The sequence below is a fragment of the Streptomyces sp. MCA2 genome (genome assembly GCF_023544705.1).
Lineage (GTDB): Bacteria > Actinomycetota > Actinomycetes > Streptomycetales > Streptomycetaceae > Streptomyces > Streptomyces decoyicus.
Genome location: NZ_JAMJFM010000008.1, coordinates 106,177 through 127,148 on the forward strand (window position 1 = coordinate 106,177; position 20,972 = coordinate 127,148).

Here is a 20,972-nt window from a genome sequence, read left to right on the forward strand (position 1 = left end):
ATGAAGTCTATGGCTGTCGAATTGGCGCGGTGGAGGGGGCTACGGCGTGCGGCCGAGGGCTTCGGTGACTTTCAACTCGCGGCGGGTATGCCCCACGATGGCCGCATCGAATGCAACAGCGTGGCGTGTCAGGTACACCGCCCCTGGTCCAGAACCGCACGGCATCACAGGTAAGAGCGGCACGCCTGTGGTCGATGTCGAGGCCCTTGGGGTTGGAGACGTGGGCCTGAGCGTAGTAAGGAGATCCACTCGCCCCCAGACGTCGTATCAATTGGTGCGCGCTGGGCCGTGTTCGGATGTGAGGACAGCCAAGCGGCGGAGTCGTTGGTAGTAATGGATCTCGTTGGTCTCGACAAGTAGCGGCAGAACCCGATCGAGGCCGCTGAGGCGGCTGCGCAGGATCCGTTGACGATCCGCATTGAGGCAGCCGCCTGTGTTTTGCCAGGTCAACACACATCCGGCGATGTCTGCATCGAGCATCACCATGTCGATGCCCGCCGGCTCCGTACCGCGCAATGCCGCGGGAAATGCCGCGGCCAGGTGCTCTTCCCAGAGTTTGCCGACGGTTGCTTGAGCTTCGTTCGATCTGTCCATGGACGCAATCCTCCTGCACGCCGACCGGCCTGGGGTGTTCACCGGCCGAGCGGGCGGTAGCAGATGAGGCTGCCGGCGATGCTGACGAAGGCAAGGACGCGCACGCGGGGCGTGGCTTCGTCGGCATACCCTCTCCTGCCGCGGTCGGGACACATCGACGTTCCCGCTCATGCAGTGCGCCGTATGTCGCGACGTACATTGCGCCGTGCCCGCGCCGATGCTTGGCCGTCAGCGTGAGGGAGCCAGCAGCGTGGTCACCGGCCTGTCTCGGCACAGCAATGCGTCCGTCAGCTCGAACAGTTTGTCCCTGCGCGAGGCCAGGCAGTCGAGAAAGTCGTCCCGGCAGTGTGACGCCAGCGCTCACCCGGCGAGGGCTAGGTTGTGCAGGCGGGCTATACCGACCATGGCGTGGTGGACGCCGTCGCCCTTCAGGTGGCAGGCACGGAGGATCTTCCAGCTCTTCATGCGGGCGGGCGAGAGTAGTAGGAGTTGTCGAGGGCACGCGGTGCTCTGGAGGTCGATCATTGTCGCCCCCTGATTCTCGTTTTGTGCTCGCTGCTGCTTCTCTTCTGTGCTGGTTTTGCGCTCAAGGCCCTGTGAATCGTGGCGGTGGTCGTTCTTGCTGTGTGGCTGCTCGGATTCGTACTGCGTTCCGCCGGAGCCGGCGGCAAGCGCGGTCGCTGGTACCGCTGGTAGACAACGACAATTCGATGCTGAGGGTGGGCCGGCACGAACGTGTCGGGCCACCCGTGTGCGTGCATATCTGCGTAGGCTCTGAGGGGCCCGGTGCAGGAGATTTCCCGGCGCTTTAGGGGCTGTTCGTAATCCCCGACGCCGTTTGCTGATCCACCAGGGATTCGAGACGGGTCTTAGTGAGGCCTGGCGTGGTGGTTGGTGGTCGTCGGACGCGTGAAAAATTCAACGACACCGGGTTAAGTTCCCTAGGCGGGGCACGCGGACAGCGAGGAGGCGCCCTCGAATGAGAGCACTGTTTCCCTCATCGCAGTCAAGGAAGGAGACGATTTCATGAGCGACATCTGGGGCTATCAGCCGACCGCCGGTTACACCGCGGGCGCGAGCCTGACGGGGTACAAGGTCGAGGCCACCGATGGAAGCATCGGCAAGGTCGACAAGCACTCGGACGAAGTTGGCGCTTCGTATCTGGTCGTCGATACCGGAGTGTGGATCTTCGGTAAGCATGTGCTGCTGCCCGCCGGGACGGTGAGCCGCATCGATGACGCGGAAGAGAAGATCTACGTTGAGCGCACCAAGGCAGAGATCAAGGATGCGCCGGAGTTCGAGAAGGAAAAGCACCTCGGCGATGCCGGATACCACGAGCAGGTAGGCATCTACTACGGGCATCAGCACCGCGCCTGACCGGCGACGGTATGGGCCGTCCGAAGGCGCACGACCGTCCACATCCGGCATGCTGCCCACTGTGCTCCGGTACGTTGCGGCGGGAGTCGCCTTCGAACACTCCCGCCCCGAACGAGGGGCCAGGCAAGGCCGTCTCCTTCTCTGGCCGGCTTGGGGTTAATCCGTCTGACCAACGTGTGGCAGGACGTCCTTCAGTTCCTGCATCAGCCGCCGCTTCGGCCGCGCGCCGACCATCTCCTTGACGAGCTCGCCGTCGCGGTAGAGCTGAAGGGTGGGGGCGGCAAGGACGTTGCAGGCGATCATTGTGGCGGGGTTCTCGTCGGTGTTGAGCTTGGCGACGGTCAGGCGATCGGCCTCCTCATGGGCGATTTGGTCCAGGACCGGCGCCAGCTGTCGGCACGGACCGCACCAGGGTGCCCAGAACTCGACGAGGACGGGTCGCGCGCTTCGCAGCACCAGATGGTCGAAGGTGTCGTCGGTTACGGTGACGACGGCGGTGGCGTTGGTGGTCATCAGGGCGTCCCTTGCTCTCGGGCGGGCAGGTCTGGATCATCCGGAAACTCAAGGGGAGAATGCGCAGCGCGGATCGGCCGCTCGGGCCACGACAGCCCGCTCCAGTTGCCCGGCGACGCGCTCGCGCACCGCGCCGAGGCGGGTCATGCAGGCGTCCAGCTCGGCGAGCTTGTGCTGGTAGACGGCGATCGAGTCAGGACAGCGGTCGCCGGTCTCGTGCCCGTCGCGCAGGCACTCGACGAACGGCCGGGTCTCCTCCAGCCCGAAGCCGAGCTCCAGCAGCGAGCGGATCTCCCGCACCATCCGCAGGTCCTCGTCCCCGTACTCGCGGTAGCCGTTGGCGGCCCGCCGAGCCCTCAGCAGCCCCTGCGCCTCGTAGTAACGCAGCGACCGCGTGCTCACCCCTGCCAGCTCGGCCAGTTCCCCAATCCGCACGGCAGCTCCTCCCTGTTCACCCGAGACGCTAGACCTTGACACCGGCGTCAAGGCCAGCGCCGGGGGTCGGCATGTCACTGGGAGTCCCCAACCGGTCGCCGAGGTCACGAGTTGTTTCGGACTTACTCGTCTAGCGGAATTCGTCCGCATGCTCTTCCGCCCATGAGCGGAATGTGCGCGCCGGCACTCCGGTGATCTCTTCCACCGCGGAGGTGATCAAGTTCGACTCGGGCCGCGTTTCAGCGCTGGCCAGCAGCGCCTCAACGAGAGCAGGCGGCTTGCCGTCGGCGAGCATCTGCCGGCGTGCGACCTGTACGGGGACCTTTTCGAAGGTCAGCGGGCGGCCGATCGCTTCCCCGATCGTCTGTACCTGCTCGGCTCTGCTCAGTACCTGCGGGCCGGTCAGGACGTGCTTCGCGCCCACATGCCCGTCCTCGGTCAGCGCATGGACCGCCACGGCCGCGATATCGCGCTCGTGGATCACCGCCGTAGCGGCGATGTCGGGGCCGCGAACGGCGCGCGTGGTGCGGATCTGCTGGGCCCACCCGCGCCCGTTGGAGGCGATGGTGTTCGACCGCAGGATGGTCCACTCCAGCCCGGATTCTTCGATCAGGCGCTCCATGTCGGCGTGGAGCTGGGTGATCGGATCGGTCTGCCGTTCGGCGTTCTCGTTCACACCTGACGAGGAGAGGTAGACGATGCGGCGGTCTTGTCGTGCGATCGCCTCCAGCACGGCGGGCGCGCCCTTGGTCGTAAGGAATGGCCAGATCAGGAACACTGTGTTGGTCCCCTTCAGCGCCCCCTCCAGGGTGTCCGGCTCGGACAGGTCCCCGCCTGCGACCTTGACTCCATCCGGTAGCCCGGCTGTTGCGGGTTCGCGCGCCAATGCACGTGCAGCGGTGCCCGTGGCCAGGAGCTGAACCACAACTTGTCGGCCGACGTTGCCGGTCGCGCCCGTTACAAGAATCTCACTCATGATCAGGTCAGCCTCGGCCCTGCTCGGAGTATTCCGCCTGCCGGCCCCAGAGGACGGCGCAGGCCTCGCCGATCGCTGTATCCAAAATCGTCAAGGCGAGCGAGAGCTCGTCCTCGGTGGCGGTCAGCGGCGGCGCGATTCGGAAGACTCCGCCCATGCCGGGGAGCTGGACGATGTTCATGTGCAGGCCGAGTTCGAAGCAGCGCCGGGTGACTCGCGCGCCCAGTTCGTCCGAGCTCTGTTTCGTCTCGCGGTCGACGACGAGTTCGAGACCGGCCAGCAGGCCCCGGCCGCGGATGTCACCGACGACCTCGTGGCGGTCGGCGAGGTCCTGGAGACCGTGGCGGAGGTACGCGCCGAGCGAGTGCGCGCGCTCGTCGAGTTTGTCGTCGATCAGGACGTCCAGGACGGTGTTGCCGACCGCTGCCACCAGCGGGTCGGCGACATGGGTGGTGAAGAACAGGAACCCTCGCTCGTGCGCCTCCTGCTCGATCTCGGCGCTGGTGACCACGGCCGCGAGGGGCAGTCCCGCACCGAGCGTCTTGGACAGGGTGAGGATGTCGGGGACGACACCGTCGCGTTCGAACGCGTACCAGGTCCCGGTGCGGCAGAGGCCGGTCTGGGCCTCGTCGAGGATCAGCAGCATGCCGCGTTCCCGGCACTTGGCTTGCAGGGCCGCGAAATACCCGGCCGGTGGCTCGATGATGCCGCCCGAGCTGAGTATCGGCTCGACGAGGCACGCGGCCAGGCTGCCGGTCGACTGGGCATCGATCAGGTCGAAGGCGAAGTCCAGCTGGCGCTGCCAGTCCAGCGAGCCGTCGGCGGTGGTGAAGTCGGGCCGGTACGCGTTCGGCACCGGGATGGCGAAGTTGCCGGGCGCACCCGGGCCGTAGCCCTTGCGCCCCGCGCTGTAGGTGGCGGACGCGGCGCCCTGCGTCATGCCGTGCCAGGACCGTGCGAACGAGACGATCTCGTGCCTGCCGGTGACGAGCTTGGCCATCCGGATTGCGGCTTCGTTCGACTCGGCGCCGGTCGTCAGCAGCAGTGCCTTCTCCAGGGGCGCGGGCAAGGTGTCGGCCAGCCGCCGGGCGAGGTCGACCACCGGCCGGCTGAGCATGCCGCTGTAGAGGTGGTCGAGGGTTGCGATCTGCCGCTGGACCGTCGCGACGATCTCCGGGTGCGAGTGGCCGAGGATCGCGCTCATCTGTCCGGAGGTGAAGTCGAGGATCTTCCGGCCGTCCGCGGTGTACAGGAAACTCCCGGCCGCGCGGTCGATGATCTCGGGGGTGAATTCGCCGCCGTAGCGTACGAGATGCCTCTCGGCATCGGCCCAGAAGGTTGTGGTGGACGGTGCGGTGGTGGTCGAAGCAGCCATGTCCCCGACCGTAGGTCGCCCCCGAGTGGCACGTCCATCTCACCATTCCGGCTGTCCTGTTCGGAAAAACCGCACAACAATGGCGACATGATGAACCCCTGGAGGCTGCGGCTGCTGAGTCAGTTGGACACGCTGGGCACCGTCCGGGCAGTTGCCCAGGCTGCCAACCTGAGCCCGTCGAGCGTGTCTCAGCAGCTCGCCGTGCTCGAGGCCGAGACGCGCACACAGCTCCTTGAACGGACGGGGCGCCGGGTGCGGCTGACCTCGGCCGGGCTGATCCTCGCGCGGCGGGCGCGGGCGATTCTCGATCACATGGACACCGTCGAGACGGAGCTGCGTGGGTTCGGCCAGGAACCGGCCGGGCTGGTGCGACTGGGGGCGTTCCAGAGCGCGATCCACACCATGGCTGTTCCGGCGGTGACCCGGCTGGCGCGCGAGCATCCGCACCTGGACGTCGAGCTGCTGGAGCTGGAGCCGCACGCGAGCATGCCCGCACTGCGGGTCGGTGACGTGGACATCATCATCACCACCACGGACTTCGACGAACTGCCGTTGGGGCCGGACCTCGACCTCGTACCGCTGGCCACCGACTCGATCGTGCTGGTGGTCCCGGCCGAGCACCCCGCGGCAGGACGCGGCGCGGTGGACCTGGCGGCCTACGCGGACGAGCCGTGGGCCTTCGACATCCCACAGTCCTACATGGCGAACCTCGCGCTGCGACTGTGCCGTCATGCGGGGTTCGAGCCGCGGGTGGTGTGCCGGTTCAGCAACTACATGATGACCCTTCAGCACGTCGAGGCCGGGCTGTCGATCGCGCTGCTGCCCGCCCTGGCGGTCGACCACCGCTATCGCGTCGCCACCCGGGAGCTCGCGGCCCCCGTGACGCGCACGATCACGGCGGCGATCCGCCGCGGCTCACCACCTCGCGCGGCGGTCCGCGTCGTGTTGGACGCGCTGCGGCATCCTCCGGGCCTGCCGCTGCTGGGGCGTGAGCGGCGGACCGAGTCCGAATCCTGATGTTCCCTGGCACGACGACGGGCACGGTGGCGTACCCGTTTCGATGAGGTGCCGATCGCGGTGACGTTCTCGCCGGCAGCGTCCACTGCGCGACGCCCCCGCCGGGCATCGCCGACCGGCCACAGCTCTCGCACCCTGCGCACCTCGGGCCGGTGGTCCGGAGCCCGTGGCCGGCGGTGCGTGCCGACTCGGAGCAGGTACCCGGCCAGATGCCGTGGTCAGCGGCGGGTGCTGTGGTCCGGATCGGTGATGTCGGCGCAGGTCGTGGCCGGGCTCTTGTCCTTGGCGAGGAAGATGGTCTGCGCCATCATCCGGTATCCCGACATTCCCTCGCGCAGCGTCTCGAGGGATTCCTCCGGGTGCACCGAGTCGATCACCGCGTTCGGTCCCACCGCGTTGAACTGGTGTGACACCCCGCGCGGGATCTGCATGTCCACCCAGGCGTTCGGCGGCACGATCACGTTGTGCCGCTCCCGGCGCACCCCGGTGGGCGTACCGGGCAACGCGTCGGTGAAAGCTCGCAGCGGACCGGTCCAGCCCGTCGTCGCGGGGCGCACGGTGATCGGGGACAGGCTGGAGACCCGGATCGTGGTCTCCGGACCGGTCATCATCCGCACGAACCGTAGCCCGGTGTGCAGGTGCATGCGCGAGCAGATGTCGCGTTCGGCGGTGTCGTAGAAGTCCATCAGGTAACGGTCGGCGAAGAAGCCCTCGAAGGGGGGCTCCAGCATGAAGACGTCGCCCTCCTCGAACTCCTGCGCCTGGGTGAGCACATCGGCGGGGGTGGGGTGGGCCTGTTCCGTGCGGTGTGCCGCCCGGACCAGACCGGCGAGGGCGTCGACCACGCTCAGGGCGACGTCCGGTGGCAGTTGCACCACCGGAGTCAGCCGGTTCCGGCCGGGGTCCTGATGCCGCCGGACGTCGAGGATCTCGTCCTCGTGGTCGGGGGACTGCTTCATCCGCCCGGTCGTTTCGGTGCCGTGTGTCATCCAGTCGCTCCAGCGTGCTCGTTCGGTCCGGAATCCGGCTGTCGTGCCCACAGCACGCCGCCCAGGTCGTGTCGCCCGGCGCGCAGTACCGAGCAGCCCGTGGCCGGGAATCCGCGGGCGCGCAGCCGGGCCAGCCACGCCCAGCGATCCGTCCCGCCACCCCCGGTGGAACTGTCGAGGAAGGACAGCAGCGGGCCCAGCGGCCACACCGGGCCGTCGGCCGGGGGCCCGTGCGGGAGCACGAGCAGGGTGCCGCCGCCGAAGCGGGCTTCGGTGCCGAACGGCACCGGCGGCCCCTCGAAGCCGTGGCGGGCCGATACTTCCGCGGCGAGCTCGCCGTGCACTGCCAGAGGCCACTCGGTGAGCAGCCTCGTGCGCCAGTGGGCCTTGGCCCGGGACAGTTCCGCGTCGTCCTCGTGGTGCCAGTGCTCGCGCAGGAAGTCGAAGGCGGCGAAGACGGCCTCCTCGTGGGCGTGCGGGCGGTCCTCCGCCTGCGCGGCCAGCGCGCGCAGGCCGGGGTGCTCGGCTCCTGAGCGCAGCAGGTCGTGAGCGGTGGCCGCGGCGTAGCGCAGCAGCCGTTCGTAGCGTGCGGGGGCCATCCGGCGCGCGGCGAGTACCCGGCTCATGTCCTTGCGCCGGGGCTTGCCGGTGGACGTCGCCAGGAGGCCGCCGAACTGGAGGGCCGCCGGGCGCAGCGGCGCCCGCTCGTACAGTGCGCGTACGGCGGAGACCGGCTGCTCCGTGGCGACCAGCCCGATGTCCTGGCCGAGTGCGGGTTCGTCCACCGCGACCGCCGCGAACCGGCCGGACAGGCCCGCTCGGCGCCAGCCGTGTTCGATGTCGAGCGGGTAGTGCTTCTCCCCGCCCCGGTTGATGCGCTCACCGGCGCGGCCGCGCAGGACGAGCAGGCCGTCGCGCAGTTCGCCCAGGTCTCCGGTGCGCAGCCAGCCGTCGTCGGTGACCGTGGCGGCGGTCGTACGGCCGTCCTGCCAGTAGCCGGTCATCAGGTCCGGCGTTCTGATCCACACCTCACCGGATTCCAGCCGCAGTTCGGTGTCCGGCAGCGGTGCCCCGACCGGGGGTACGTGTTCCAGGTACTGGTCGCGGAACTCGGCGTCGTCGAGCCGGGGCATGGTGAAACTGAAGTTGACCGCCTCGGTCAGGCCGTAGCCCTGCCGCAGGCGCGGACCGTAGCGGCGGTGGAAACGGCGGGCGAGGTCGCTGGTCAGCGGGGCGGCCGCGGTGATCAGGTACTCCAGGCCGTCCGGCCAGTCGGGGCCCACCTCCAGCAGGTCCGCCAGCAGGGCGGGCACGATGGAGGCGGTCCTGGCTCCGGCGGCGCCCAGCGCGGCGAAGTAGCCGGCCGGGTCGAAGGCGGCCTGCTGGGTCAGCGGCGTGCCGGTGAGGTGCGTGCCGAGCAGGGACATGACCAGTGCGTTGCAGTGGTACAGCGGGAGGCAGGTCCCGTGGGGGCGGTCCGGCGCCAATCCGTGCAGTGCCGCGGTCTTGGCCGCGTTGCCCAGGACAGCGCGGCGGCTGAGCATGACCCCTTTCTGCGGGCCGGTGGAGCCCGAGGTGAACATGATGAAGGCGAGGTCGTCGGGGGCCGCGTGGACGTCGGGCAGGTCGGTGCGGTGCAGGCCGTGGACATCCACCAGAGCCGTCGCGGAGACGCGCTCGGCGATCCCCGCGACCGCCCGGTCGGTGGCGCGCGGGTGCAGCGGGACCGCGACGAGATGCAGGTCGAAGCAGGCGAGCAGCACGTCCGTCAGTGCGCGGCCGTTGGGCAGCCTGATCACCACCCGTGCACCGGCGGGCAGTTCGGCCAGGGCGCCGGCCTCGGTGCGGATCAACGCAGTCTCCTCAGCAGGTTGCGGAGTTGGATTCCGACTTCGGCCACGTGTTGCGGCTGGAGCACACGATGGTGGGGAGCGGTCGTGTGACCGACGGTCAGGTCGCCGCCGACGTGGGGCCGCCACAGGTCATGGTGCGGGACCCGGCGCGGCGCGCTCGCCGTCGCTTCGATGTAGGTGGTGTTCCCCGGGTAACGCGGTGGCGGGTAGGCCCGTGCGAGCCTGTAGTTGTGGCGCGACACCGCGATGACGCGGCCGATGTCGTCCTCGGTGAAGCGGGCGAACACGCTGCCTTCCTGGTGCAGCAGCGCCGAGACGGTGGCGAAGTCGAGTTCCGCCGAAGCGAAGCGCTCGCCGTCGAGCCCCGCGGCCGTCAGCAACACCCGGAAGATGCGCTGGTCGTCAATGGGCTGTTCCGTTCCGGCTTCGGCATCGGCGACCGTGTCCACCAGGAACAGCGATCCGGCCGGCTCGCCGAGTTCGTGCAGCCGGACCGCCATCGCATGCGCCACGAGTCCGCCGAAGGACCAGCCGACCAGGTGGTAGGGGCCGCTGGGGCGGACCGCACGCAGCAGGCCCAGATACCGCTCGGCCATCGCTTCGACGGTGCCGGGCAGATCCGCCACTCCGCCGGGCCCCTCGGCCTGTATGCCGTACACCGGGTGGCCGGGGTCGATGTGCCGCAACAGTCCCGAGTACAGCCAGCTGATCCCACTGAGCGGATGGACGCAGAACACCGGTGCCGCCGGGCCGGTGGTCCGGAACGACACGAGGTGTGCGGGTGCGCTCGGCGACGATGGCCGGTCCAGCAGTCTGCTCAGCGCGGCGGGGGAGGGCGCCTCGAAGACGTTCCGGATCGTCGGCTCCAGCCCGAGCACGGTCCGCACCCGATCGGTCAGCCGGGCCGCCAGGAGCGAGTGCCCGCCCAGCTCGAAGAAGTGGTCGCCGGGCCCGACCCGGGGCAGATCCAGTACCTCGGCGAAGAGTTCGCACATCAGGTGCTCGCGGAGGTTCTCCGGAGGCGGCGAGTCGCCCGCGGACGCCCAGTCCGGTTCGGGCAGTTGGTCGCGCAGCAGCTTTCCGTTGGCGCTGAGGGGGAGCCGGTCCAGTGCGAGCAGACGGGTGGGCACCATGTAGTCCGGCAGGTGCCGGGCAAGGTGCGCGCCCACCGCGCGCAGATCGGCGTCGGCGGGGACGACGTAGCCGACCAGGCGGCGGTCGTCGGCCTTCCGGTCGTGGACGGCCACCGCGGCCGCGTCGACGCCCTCGTGGCGGGCCAGCACGGCCTCGATCTCCCCGAGTTCGACGCGATGACCGCGGATCTTCACCTGGTCATCGGTCCGGCCGTGGAAGTGCAGGACTCCGTCGGCGGTCCACGACGCGAGATCGCCGGTGCGGTACATCCGGCTCCCCTCCGGGCCGAAGGGGTCCGGGACGAACCGGGTCGCGGTCAGTCCGGGCCGGTGCAGGTAGCCCGTGGCCACGCCCGCGCCGGCCACGTACAGTTCGCCGGTCACGCCCGGTGGTACCGGCCGCAACCTGGCGTCGAGCACATGGCAGCGGGTGTTCCACAGGGGGCGCCCGAGGGGCACCGTGGCGGATGCCACGCGGCCGACGGGGTGGGTGGTGGACCAGACCGTGGTCTCGGTCGGTCCGTAACAGGCCAGCAGGGACGCCGTGCGGCCGGCCAGCGTTTCGGCCAGCTCCGCGGGTACCGCTTCGCCGCCGATGACCGCGCGGATGTGGCGCAGCCGGTCCGGCCGCCGGGTCACGAGGGTCTGCCACAGCGACGGGGTCGCCTGCATCACGGTGACCTGGTGCCGGTCGAGCAGGGCGGACAGCTCGTCGGGGTCCCGTAGCGCGCCTCGGCCGGCGAGCACCATCGCGGCACCGGTGACCAGCGGGAGGTACAGCTCGGGCTGGGACATGTCGAAGCTCGCGGGCGCGGCGGCCAGTACGCGGTCCTCGGCGCCGACCGCCAGCCGCTCGCGCAGGGCGAGCACCAGGTTCGTCAGCGCGCTGTGGGGCACGACGACCCCCTTCGGCCGCCCGGTGGAGCCCGAGGTGTACGTCACGTACGCCGTGTTCTCCGGTACGAGCGCGGGTTCCCCGGCGCCCGCGGTGACGGTGAGCCCGTCGTCGTGGCGCACCACCAGCAGGGGGCGGGCGTCCGCCAGCAGCGCCGCGATCCGCTGTGGCGGCAGCGCGGGGTCGATGGGCAGATAGGCGGCGCCGGTCGACTGGACCGCGAGCAGGGCGGCGGGCAGGTCGGGGTCACGCCGCAGCTCCAGCGCGATCAGTCGGCCCGGACCGGCCCCGCGGGCACGCAGCTCCGCCGCGATGCGGGCCGCCTGCTCGGACAGCTCCCGGTAGGTGAGCACGGTGTCCCCGTGCCGTACGGCCGGTGCGTCCGGAACGCGGAGCACCTGTGCCGCGAACAGCCCGGCCACGGTGGTCGCGGGCACGTCGTGGGCGGTGGAGTTCCAGCGCCCGGTCATCCGCTCCCGCTCGCCGGCGACGAGGATCGGGAGGTCGGCGATCCGGCGATGCGGCTCCGCCACGATCGCCCCCAGCAGACCTTCCAGCCGCGTGAGCAGCAGACGCGCTGAGGCCGGGGTGAACAGTTCGGTGTCGTACTCCAGTTGGCCTTCGACGCCGGCTTCCGCACCGTCGTCCCCGTGGTGCTGGCGCAGGCTCCACAGCAGGTCCAGGCGGGAGGCGCCGCCGTGCGCGGCGACCGGCTCGGCCCGCAGCCCCGGCAGGTCGAACGCGACGGGCGGCGTGTCCTGGAAGGCCAGCATCACCTGGAAGAGGGGGTGGCCGGCGAGCGAGCGCGGCGGGTTGACCGCTTCGACCACCTGCTCGAACGGCGCTTCCTGGTGGGCGAAGGCGTCGAGGTCGGTGGTCCGGACGCGCTCCAGCAGTTCGGCGAACGTCGGCGTGCCGCTGAGGTCGGTGCGCAGCACCACTGTGTTGACGAAGCAGCCGACGGTGTCGTGCAGCGCCTCGTCGTGGCGCCCGGCCACCGGGGTGCCGAGGGGGATGTCCGCACCGGCGCCGAGGCGCGACAGCAGCACCGCGATCGCGGCGTGCATCACCATGAACAGGCTGGTGCCGGTGGACCGTGCGAGCTGGTTGAGCCGTGCGTGCAGGTCGGCGTCCAGGGTGAAGTCGACGGTCTCCCCGCGGTGCGCGGACACCGGCGGTCTGGCGTGGTCGAGCGGCAGCGGCAGCACCTGCGGGGCACCGCGCAGTGTCTCCGTCCAGTACGAGAGCTCGGGGCGGAGGTCGAGCCCGCGCTGCCAGACGGCGTAGTCCGCGTACTGCACGGGCCGGCTCGTCCACCGCGGGGCCTCGCCCGCGATGCGTGCGCGGTAGGCGGTGGACAGGTCGCGGGCCAGCGGAGCCAGTGACCAGCCGTCGGCGGCGATGTGGTGCAGCAGGATCAGCAGCACGTGCCGCTCGGGCGCGGTCTCGAAGAGCAGCACGCGGACGGGGAGTTCGGCGGCGAGGTCGAAGACGTGGGTGGCCGCGTCGGCGAGCAGGCCGGGCAGCTCGGCCTCCGATGTGGTCACCACCTGGAACGACAGCTCCTCGGCCGTGCCGATGTGCTGGTAGGGCTCGCCGTCGATCTCGTCGACGGTGGTGCGCAGGCTTTCGTGCCGGACGAGCACATCGCCGAGCGCCGCGTACAGGTGATCCGTCGCCAGGGGACCGCTCAGCCGCGTCGCGAAGGACATGTTGTAGACCGAGTTGGGGCCGGCCAGCCGGCTGAAGAACCACAGTCTCCGCTGCGCGGGGGAGAGCGGGATCCGCTCCGGCCGTGCGACCGTGGCGAGTTCGCCGCGCGTGGCCCTGGCCGGCTCCGGCAGGCACCTCGCCAGTTCGGCGACGACCGGGGCGTCGAACAGGGTGCGGATGCTCAGCTCGCATCCGGTCTCCGTCCGCACCCGGTTGATCAGGCGGGTGGCCAGCAGCGAATGCCCGCCTAGATCGAAGAAGCTGTCCTCCGCGCCGACCTCGGGGACCCCCAGCGTCTCGGCGAACAGTGCGCACAGGAGCCGTTCCCGCCCGGTCGCCGGAGGGCGGCTCACCGGCAGTGCGGACTCCGGTCGCGGCAGGGCCCTGCGGTCCAGCTTGCCGTTGCCGGTCAGCGGGATCGCGTCGACCGGCAGGATGAACGCGGGCACCATGTGGGCCGGCAGGACCGTCCGGGCGTACGCGCGCAGCTCGGCGGGTGCCGGATCCTCCTTCGTCACGGCGTAGCAGAGCAGTCGGCTGCCGTCGGCATCCGCGTCGGCGAGCACCACGGCGCGCTCCACGGCGGGGTGCCGTTCCAGGACCTGCTCGACCTCCCCGGGCTCGATCCGGTAACCGCGGACCTTCACCTGGTGATCCGTCCGGCCCAGATACTCCAGCGTGCCGTCGGACCGGCGCCGTGCGAGGTCCCCGGAGCGGTACATCCGGGCACCGGGCGCGCCGAAGGGGTCGGCGACGAATCGGCTCGCGGTGAGTCCGGGGCGTCCCAGGTACCCGCGCGTCACACCGGGACCGGCCACATGGATCTCGCCCGGGCAGCCCGGCGGGACCGGCCGTAGCGCGTGGTCCAGCAGGTGCAGTTGCAGATCGGGCAGCGCGGTGCCGATGACGCCGGCCGTTTCGTCGGGATCGGTCAGCTCGGCGTAGGTCGAGTGCACGGTGGTCTCGGTGATCCCGTACATGTTGACGAGCTTCGGCCGGCCGGGGCCGTGCCAGGAGCGGATGCGGGAGAATTCCAGCGCCTCACCGGCGAACACGACGACCCGCAGCGCGGGCAGCCCGCCCGGTTCCGTCTCCGATTCGGCCCGCATGAGCTGGTAGAACGCCGAGGGGGTCTGGCTCAGCGCGGTGACCCGCTCCCGGGCGAGCAGCTCCAGGAGTTCCCGTGGTGACCTGGCGACGTCGTCCGGCACCACCACCAAACGGCCTCCACGGCCCAGCGCCGTCCACAGCTCCCACACCGAGACGTCGAAGGCGTAGGAGTGGAACAACGTGTGCACATCGTCGTCGCCGAAGCCGAACCGGCCGTCGGTCACCGCGAGCAGCCGCCCGACATTGTGGTGCGACACCACGACACCCTTGGGCGCTCCGGTGGAGCCCGAGGTGTAGATCGCGTAGGCGACGCTTTCGGGGTCCACGGTCAGACCGAGGTCGTCCGCCGGGTAGCGGGCGGCCGGATCGGTGCCGTCGAGCACGATCTGCGGATCCGGCACCGCGAGCGGCTCGTCGGTCACGACGAGCACGGGAGCGGCGTCGGCCAGCACCTGCCGCACCCGCTCCTCCGGGTGGGCCGGGTCCAGAGGCAGGTAGCCGGCACCCGACTTCAGCACGGCCAGCACCGCGACCACGAGGTCCGCGGAACGTCCGAGTACCAGGGCCACCAGGCGTTCCGGCCCGGCCCCGCGCGCGACGAGGAGCCGCGCCAGACGGTTCGCCCGCGCGTTGAGCTCCCCGTACGACAGGGTGGTGTCCCCGCAGGTGAGGGCCGGGGCCGACGGCCGCCGGCGCACCTGCTCCTCGAACAGCGCGGGCAGGGCGGCCGGGGCGGGCTCGTCTCCGGTGGCCGCCGGCCTCTCCCGTTCGTCCGGCAGCAGCAGATCGAGCTGCCCCAACCGCGCCTCCGGACGCGCGGTGATCCGGTCGAGCAGCGCGCCGAGGCGGTCGAGGAGCCGGCGGGCTTCTTCCTCGTCGAACAGGTCGCCGCTGTGGTCGAGTCGGAGTCGCAGACGGCCGTCGCCCGGCATGGCGATCAGCGTCAGCGGGTAGTGCGTGCCGTCCCGTCCCTGGACGTCCCGGAGTTCCAGGCCGGGCACGAGATCGCGCAGTGCGTCCTCGTCGATTGGATAGTTCTCGAAGACCACGACGGTGTCGAAGAGTTCGGCATGCCCGGCGATCGACTGCAACTGCGTCAGGTCGGCGTGCTGGTGGTCCCACAGGGACAGGTGCTGGGCGCGCAGGTCCGCGAGGGATTCGGCGACCGACCGGCGAGGATCGAGGCGGACCCGCACGGGGATGGTGTTGATCAGCAGGCCGACGATGTGCTCCGCACCGGGCAGCTCCGCCGGCCTGCCGGACACCGTCGCGCCGAACACCACGTCGTCGCGGCCGGTCAGGGTACCGAGCAGGACCGCCCATGCCAGCTGGACGACGACATTGCTGGTCAGCCCGTACTGCCGCGCCACGGCGTCGATCCGCGCGCTCGTGGCGGGTTCCAGCTCGGCCGTCGACCGGTGCCGGGCCGCGGCCGCACCACGCCGTCCCGCTCCGCCGACCAGCGTCGGACCGTCCACGGACGACAGCAGCGCGCGCCAGGCGGCCTCGTCCGCGCGGGAGTCCCGTGCGGACAGCCAGTCGAGGAAGTCGCGGTACGGCGTCGCGGGCGGCAGCGCGTGGCCGGCGTAGAGCGAGAACAACTCCTTGATCAGGATCGGCATGGACCAGCCGTCCAGCAGGAGGTGGTGCGTGGTCAGAACGAACGTGTGCCGCTCGTCGGCATGGTGCGACAGCGCCGCGCGGACCAGCGGGGGAGTGGCGAGGTCGAACCGCCGCCCGCGGTCGGCATCGAGGAAACGCTCCAGATCCTCATCTGCGGGTATCTCCTGCCATTCCACGGTGAAATCCGGGACGACCACCTGGACGGGACGCCCCGACGGACCGTGCCGCACGCCCGCGGAGAGCTGGGGATGGCGCAGCAGCAGGCGGTGGAGCGCGTCGCGCAGCGCGGCCGGGTCCAGGGCTCCGCCGAGTTCGAAGACGAACTGGACGAGGTACGGGTCGGTGCCGTCGTGGTCGTAGAGCGAGTGGAACAGCAGCCCCTGCGCCAGCGGCGGCAGCGGCAGCTCACCCGTGGCCCGGACGTGGGCCCGCCGCGCCAGGGCCTCGAGCACGTCGGACCACCGGCGCGCGAGCCCGGAGACCCGCTCTTCGGTGAGCAGTTCACCCGGCCAGGACCAGTGGGCCACGAGCCGGGGGCCGTCCGGATGATCGGTGATCACCGCGTCGAGTTCCACGGTGTGGCCCATCGCCAGCTTGCCGCCGGTGGTCGGGTCGAGCACCGAGGAGTCGGCCGGCACCGCCCAGTCGCCGTCACCGCCGACGTCGAACCGGCCCAGGTAGTTGAACGCGAACTGCGGCGACGGCCGGGCGGCCAGCGCCGGACCGGTCTGCGGGTTGAGGTGGCGCAGCAGACCGTAGGTCAGACCGGCGCGCGCGGCGTCCCGTACGCAGGACCGCACCCGGGCCACTGCGCCGTCCAGTGCGGCCGGATCGGTGCGGGCGTCCGCCCAGGAGCAGCCGGGATCGAGCACCACGGGGCACAGGGTGGTGAACCAGCCGACCGTACGGGACAGGTCCAGGTTGGCGGCGAACTCCTCGCGCCCGTGGCCTTCGAGGTCCACCAGCAGCGCGTCCGGTCCCTCCCGCCAGTCGGCGGCGGCCAGCGCGAACGCGGTCAGCAGCAGTTCGTGCACCGAGCAGTCGAAGGCCGCGGTCGCGTCGGTCACCAGACGGGCGGTGAGCGCGCCGGACAGGGTGGCGGAGTGCCGGTGCCGGGTGTCCTCGGTGTCCACCCCGCCGTCCAGCGCACGGCCGGCGACGGGCGGATCCTCGGGTACCGCATTCCACCGGGAGAAATCCCCGAGCACGGACGGGTGGTGCGCGTACTGGACCAGTGCCTTCGCCCACTGAGGGAAGGAGGTCCCCGTCGGTTGCAGCTGCGGTGTGCGCCCGTGCCGGACGGCCTCCCATGCGGTGCGCAGGTCTTCCCGGAGGATGCGCCAGGAGACACCGTCGACGCCGAGATGGTGCACCGTGAGGGTCAGCTCGCCCGGCTCGGCCGGCCCGGGATCGCGCCAGGCCGCGTGGATCACCCGCCCGTGCTCGGGATCGAGCGTGGTACCCGGCCGGTTGAGCTCGACGGTGGCGTGCGGCAGCACTTGCAGAGCCCACAGCCCGTCCACCGCTCTCAGCGCGAACCGCAGCATGGCGTGGTGATCGACCAGCGCCTGCACCACCGCACGCACCTGCGCTTCGGTCATACCCGCCGGAGTACGCACGGTCAGGGACTGGACGAAGCCGTCGATCGGCCCCCCGCGTTCGCGCAGCCAGTGCATGACCGGCGTGAGCGGGACCGTGGGATCGTCCGCGTCCCCCAGCGCGATCCGGTGCCCCGGTTCCGGCGCCGCTCCCATGCTTTCGGCGAGGGCGGAGACGGTGGGTGTGCGGAACACGTCCGGGGTGCTGACGGCCAGACCGGCCCGCTGCGCCGCACCGGCGAGCTGGATCGCCTTGATGCTGTCGCCGCCGAGCTGGAAGAAATCCTTGTCGAGCGGCACGCTTTCCAGGCCGAGGACCTCGCCGAACAGCTCGGCCAGCCGGTGCTCGACGGCGGTGCGAGGAGCCCTGTCCACGTCCGTGCTCCCGTCCTCCGGAGCGGGCAGCGCGAGCCGGTCGAGCTTGCCGTTGCGGGTCAACGGCAGCCGGTCCACCGCCACCACGGCCGACGGCACCATGTACGGGGGCAGCCGGTCCGCCACGCCATCGAGCAGCCGCGTCGTGTCACCCGACGCGGCCACGTAGGAGACCAGCCGCCGCACTCCCGGCCGGTCCTCGCGCAGGATCGTCGCGGCCTGCCGCACGCCGGGCTCGGCCAGCAGCGCGGCGTCGATCTCCCCCAGTTCGATCCGGTGGCCGCGGAGCTTGATCTGCCCGTCGGCGCGTCCGACGAACTCCAGCCGGCCGTCGCGGTTCCAGCGGGCCAGGTCGCCCGTGCGGTAGACGCGGGCGCCGGGCGGGCCGGAAGGGTCGGGCACAAAACGCTCGGCGGTCGCCGCCGCCCGGCCGAAGTAGCCGCGCGCGACTCCCACACCCCCGAGGTACACCTCGCCCACCACGCCGGGTGGTACCGGTCGCAGCGCGTCGTCGAGCAGCAGCACCCGCTTGCCGTCCAGCGGCGTACCGATGGGAACCGAGCCGGCGTCCTGCGGCATCTCCTCGACGGCGAACCTGGTCCCGAACACCGTGGTCTCGGTGGGCCCGTAACCGTTGACGACGGTGAGTTCCGGCAGCGCGGACCGCACGGCGCGCACCGCCGCCGGGGACACCACGTCACCGCCCGTCCAGACCTGGCGCAGCCCGGCCAGACAGGCGGGGTCCTCGGTGGCGAACGCGTGGAAGAGCCCGGCGGTCAGCCACAGTCCGGTGATCCCGGTGGCGGCCGTGATCCGGGACAGTCCGGCCGGGTCCAGCCTCCCCGGCGGGGCGACGACCACCTCGCCACCGGTCAGCAACGGCACCCATAGTTCCAGGTTGAACGCGTCGAAGGCGTGCGGCGAGTGCAGCAGCACCCGGTCCGCGCCGCCCTCGGACCACCACCGGTCGGCGGCGAGCCCGGCCAGGTTGCCCTGGGTGATCGCGACCCCCTTGGGACGCCCCGTGGACCCGGAGGTGAACATCACGCACGCCAGCGCATCCGGCGTCGCCCAGGGCTCCGTCGCCCGCGGGTTCCCCGCCGCGGTTCCCCCCTCCCGTACGTCCAATTGCCGCACCCCACGGTCACGTACCAGCGCGACGATGCGATCCTCTGCGGTGTCCCGGTCGGTGAGCAGCACCCGCGCTCCCGCATCGGACAGCACCGCTTCCTGCCGGGAGACCGCGTCGTCCCGTTGCAGGGGAACATAGGCCGCGCCCGCCTTCACCACCGCGAGCGCCGCGACGACCAAGTCCACCGATCGTTCGAGCAGCAGCGCGACGGTCCGCTCCGGGCCCGCCCCGGCCGCGGCGATCGCGGCGGCCAGCGCCGAACTCCGCGCGTCCAGCTCGCGGTAGGTCAGCCGCTCCCCGGTCTCGGCCGAGCGGACCGCGACAGCATCGGGCGTGCGGGACGCCTGCTCGGCGAACCGGCCGACGACCGTGCCGCACGGCGCGGCCGACGTGCGGTCACCGGTGCCCAGAGCGGCGCTGTGCCGGCGCTCCCTCGCGGTGGACGCCGCGATCCGCGCCGGTGGTGTCTCCCGGTCGGCCTCCGCCACCTGCCACAACACGTGCAGGAAACGGTCGGCGACGTCATGCAGCAACTCCGCACTGTGGTTGGCGGGATTGGCGTCGAAGTCGAGGCGCAGCACCCCGTCGCCACGGTCATAGGCGACGATCGAGAGGTCCTCCGACGGCGGCGCTTGGAGGTTGTGGACGCTCGCGGTCGACGGACCGAACCGCAACGGCCGGTCAAAACGCTGGATGTTGAGCACCGGACCGAAGAACTTCCGGCCGTCCTCGGGGTAGCCCAGCTCACGCCGCAGGTGCTCACCCCGGTACCACTGGTGACGGCGCACCAGCCGCAGTTCGTCGGCGACTTGGTCGAGCAGAGCACCGACGGGGGCCGCCGGATCGACGTGCAACCGCAGGGGGAGGACGTTGGCCGACATCGCGGGCACGGTCCGGGCGAGTCCGGCCGGACGACCGGCGACCGGCAGGCTCAGTACGACCTCGCGGCTACCGGTCACCGCATGCAGGTAGACCGCGGAAGCCGCGGTGAGCAGCCGGGTCCAGCGGTGCCCGAGCCGTTGCGCACCGTCCCGTAAACGGGCGAAGTCCTCCGTCGACAGCACTCTCGTCAGCCGCAACGACCGGTCCATGGCCGCGGCCGCATGGGTGCCGAGGCTCAGGAAGTCCGGCCGCCCGGCCAGTCGCTTCAGCCACCAGTCCCGGTCCGCGGTGCGTTCGCCGGCGTCCCGGTAGGCGGCCTCGGCGTGCACCAAGGGACGGAGTCCGGTCCAGTCGCTCTCCGGAACGGCGCGCCCGTCGTACAGACAGCTGTAGATCTCGGCGACGCGTTCGGCGAACAGGGCCATACCCGCCCCGTCCAGAGCGATGTGGTGAACCCGGTGGAACACCAGCGAGCGGTCGTCGGTGACACGCAGGACGGCCGCCAGGAACAACGGCCCGGCGTCACTGCCCCCGGCCTCGGCCATGGCGGCTCGCATCCACGTCAGTGCGGCGGTATCCGGGTCGGACGCGCCCCGCAAGTCGACCACTTCGACGGTGTGTTCCGGGTCCCGGAGCAGTCGTTGCACCGGAGAAGACCCCGCCGTTTCGACGATGCGGACGTTGACCGCCTCGCAGTCGGCAGCCGCTCCGGTGACTGCCGCGGCCAGGAGGCCGGCGTCGACATCGCCGTCCAGGACGAGGTATTCAGCCCATTGATAGGCACCGGGACGGCTGTGCCCGGCACGCTCCGCCAGCCAGACCCCGAGTTGAGCCTCGGAAAGGGGTAGTTCAGGGCAGTTTTCGGGCATGAGTATGAGCATCCCCATCGGTCTTGCCGGCGTGACGCCGGCGACTGCCGTCGGATGTGGGCGGGTTGATCAAAAGTGGACGGCCCCATCGAAACACAGCAGGCAATGGGAGAGTAAAGTCGCAGCAATATGCCCTATCTCACGTTTACTTGAAACCGCTCCGACCTGCTGGTGGGGGAGCGATGCACTCGGTTTGCGCCACACGGTTGTCCGGATGATCCCGCCGGGACGGGCCGCGGACCACTGGCCGAATGGGCTTCTCGGGTGGCTGGTTCACGCTTTCCGGCGCGGAGCGGCCCCGGGCCCGTGCACCCCCGGGCGATTGTCAGCCGCCTCGCCCACGGAGTAGCAGCCGTGGAAAGAGCGCACGCGGCGGGGAAGCCCGTACAGAACGTGTCACCGAGATTGACCTTGCTGGGGCCGGGCTGCGCCACGATAACCAGGTAGGCGCGGCGCTCTTGCCGTGGAATCCGTGCAATCCCACGTGCCATCGTGCACTTGAGGCTGCCCTTT

10 protein-coding genes and 3 pseudogenes are annotated in these 20,972 nt (G+C 70.8%); 3 read left to right on the top strand and 10 right to left on the bottom strand.

Annotation, left to right across the window (positions count from 1 at the left end; translation table 11 throughout):
- Window positions 1-267: 267 nt before the first annotated feature.
- From M8I34_RS08875 to M8I34_RS08880, 3 genes and pseudogenes are all read right to left on the bottom strand, one after another.
- The gene (locus M8I34_RS08875; protein ID WP_250048693.1) at window positions 268-594 is read right to left on the bottom strand and encodes a hypothetical protein; all 327 of its coding nucleotides are present in this window, start codon (window positions 592-594) and stop codon (window positions 268-270) included.
- Between the two features lie 135 nt (window positions 595-729).
- Window positions 730-951: pseudogene (locus M8I34_RS41235) on the bottom strand (transposase); the annotation flags it as partial.
- A 3-nt stretch (window positions 952-954) separates the two neighbouring features.
- A pseudogene (locus M8I34_RS08880) lies at window positions 955-1,065 on the bottom strand (IS5/IS1182 family transposase); the annotation flags it as partial.
- Between the two features lie 39 nt (window positions 1,066-1,104).
- Here M8I34_RS08880 and M8I34_RS08885 point away from each other — a divergent pair.
- Together M8I34_RS08885 and M8I34_RS08890 are read left to right on the top strand one after the other, a co-directional pair.
- Window positions 1,105-1,290 (top strand): annotated as a pseudogene (locus M8I34_RS08885) (hydrophobic protein).
- 330 nt (window positions 1,291-1,620) lie between these two features.
- Window positions 1,621-1,971, top strand: a complete 351-nt coding sequence (locus M8I34_RS08890; protein ID WP_250048694.1) for a PRC-barrel domain containing protein — start codon at window positions 1,621-1,623, stop codon at window positions 1,969-1,971.
- A 156-nt stretch (window positions 1,972-2,127) separates the two neighbouring features.
- Here the strand turns inward: M8I34_RS08890 and trxA are convergent, their stop codons facing one another.
- The 4 genes from trxA to M8I34_RS08910 all read right to left on the bottom strand — a co-directional run bounded on the left by trxA (window position 2,128) and on the right by M8I34_RS08910 (window position 5,270).
- The gene (trxA, locus tag M8I34_RS08895) at window positions 2,128-2,484 is read right to left on the bottom strand and encodes a thioredoxin (protein WP_250048695.1); all 357 of its coding nucleotides are present in this window, start codon (window positions 2,482-2,484) and stop codon (window positions 2,128-2,130) included.
- 48 nt (window positions 2,485-2,532) lie between these two features.
- A complete protein-coding gene (locus M8I34_RS08900; RefSeq protein ID WP_250048696.1) occupies window positions 2,533-2,919 on the bottom strand; it encodes a MerR family transcriptional regulator in 387 nt (128 codons plus the stop codon).
- 130 nt (window positions 2,920-3,049) lie between these two features.
- The gene (locus tag M8I34_RS08905) at window positions 3,050-3,895 is read right to left on the bottom strand and encodes an NAD(P)H-binding protein (protein ID WP_250048697.1); all 846 of its coding nucleotides are present in this window, start codon (window positions 3,893-3,895) and stop codon (window positions 3,050-3,052) included.
- Window positions 3,896-3,902: 7 nt separating this feature from the next.
- Complete coding sequence (locus M8I34_RS08910) at window positions 3,903-5,270, bottom strand: aspartate aminotransferase family protein (protein ID WP_250048698.1); 1,368 nt, start codon at window positions 5,268-5,270, stop codon at window positions 3,903-3,905.
- Window positions 5,271-5,357: 87 nt separating this feature from the next.
- On the opposite strand from M8I34_RS08910, the gene M8I34_RS08915 reads away from it, so the two are divergent.
- Window positions 5,358-6,287 carry a LysR family transcriptional regulator gene (locus M8I34_RS08915; RefSeq protein WP_250048699.1) on the top strand — a complete coding sequence of 310 codons (930 nt, stop codon included), beginning with the start codon at window positions 5,358-5,360 and terminating at the stop codon, window positions 6,285-6,287.
- Window positions 6,288-6,505: 218 nt separating this feature from the next.
- On the opposite strand, the gene M8I34_RS08920 is transcribed toward M8I34_RS08915, so the two are convergent.
- The 3 genes from M8I34_RS08920 to M8I34_RS08930 are packed head-to-tail and all read right to left on the bottom strand — an operon-like array spanning window position 6,506 to window position 20,459.
- Window positions 6,506-7,276, bottom strand: a complete 771-nt coding sequence (locus M8I34_RS08920; RefSeq protein ID WP_250048700.1) for a hypothetical protein — start codon at window positions 7,274-7,276, stop codon at window positions 6,506-6,508.
- The gene (locus tag M8I34_RS08925; RefSeq protein WP_250048701.1) at window positions 7,273-9,129 is read right to left on the bottom strand and encodes a class I adenylate-forming enzyme family protein; all 1,857 of its coding nucleotides are present in this window, start codon (window positions 9,127-9,129) and stop codon (window positions 7,273-7,275) included. Before M8I34_RS08925 ends, M8I34_RS08920 begins: the two co-directional genes overlap by 4 nt.
- Window positions 9,126-20,459 carry an amino acid adenylation domain-containing protein gene (locus tag M8I34_RS08930; RefSeq protein WP_250048702.1) on the bottom strand — a complete coding sequence of 3,778 codons (11,334 nt, stop codon included), beginning with the start codon at window positions 20,457-20,459 and terminating at the stop codon, window positions 9,126-9,128. The genes M8I34_RS08925 and M8I34_RS08930 overlap by 4 nt, the downstream gene beginning before the upstream one ends.
- Window positions 20,460-20,972: the final 513 nt, after the last annotated feature.

What these genes read in the sequence shown, in the direction of transcription:
- M8I34_RS08875 (WP_250048693.1), bottom strand. Translation starts at nt 594, where the DNA reads ATGGACAGATCGAACGAAGCTCAAGCAACCGTCGGCAAACTCTGGGAA.
- M8I34_RS08890 (WP_250048694.1), top strand. Translation starts at nt 1,621, where the DNA reads ATGAGCGACATCTGGGGCTATCAGCCGACCGCCGGTTACACCGCGGGC.
- trxA (WP_250048695.1), bottom strand. Translation starts at nt 2,484, where the DNA reads ATGACCACCAACGCCACCGCCGTCGTCACCGTAACCGACGACACCTTC.
- M8I34_RS08905 (WP_250048697.1), bottom strand. Translation starts at nt 3,895, where the DNA reads ATGAGTGAGATTCTTGTAACGGGCGCGACCGGCAACGTCGGCCGACAA.
- M8I34_RS08910 (WP_250048698.1), bottom strand. Translation starts at nt 5,270, where the DNA reads ATGGCTGCTTCGACCACCACCGCACCGTCCACCACAACCTTCTGGGCC.
- M8I34_RS08915 (WP_250048699.1), top strand. Translation starts at nt 5,358, where the DNA reads ATGATGAACCCCTGGAGGCTGCGGCTGCTGAGTCAGTTGGACACGCTG.
- M8I34_RS08920 (WP_250048700.1), bottom strand. Translation starts at nt 7,276, where the DNA reads ATGACACACGGCACCGAAACGACCGGGCGGATGAAGCAGTCCCCCGAC.
- M8I34_RS08930 (WP_250048702.1), bottom strand. Translation starts at nt 20,459, where the DNA reads ATGCCCGAAAACTGCCCTGAACTACCCCTTTCCGAGGCTCAACTCGGG.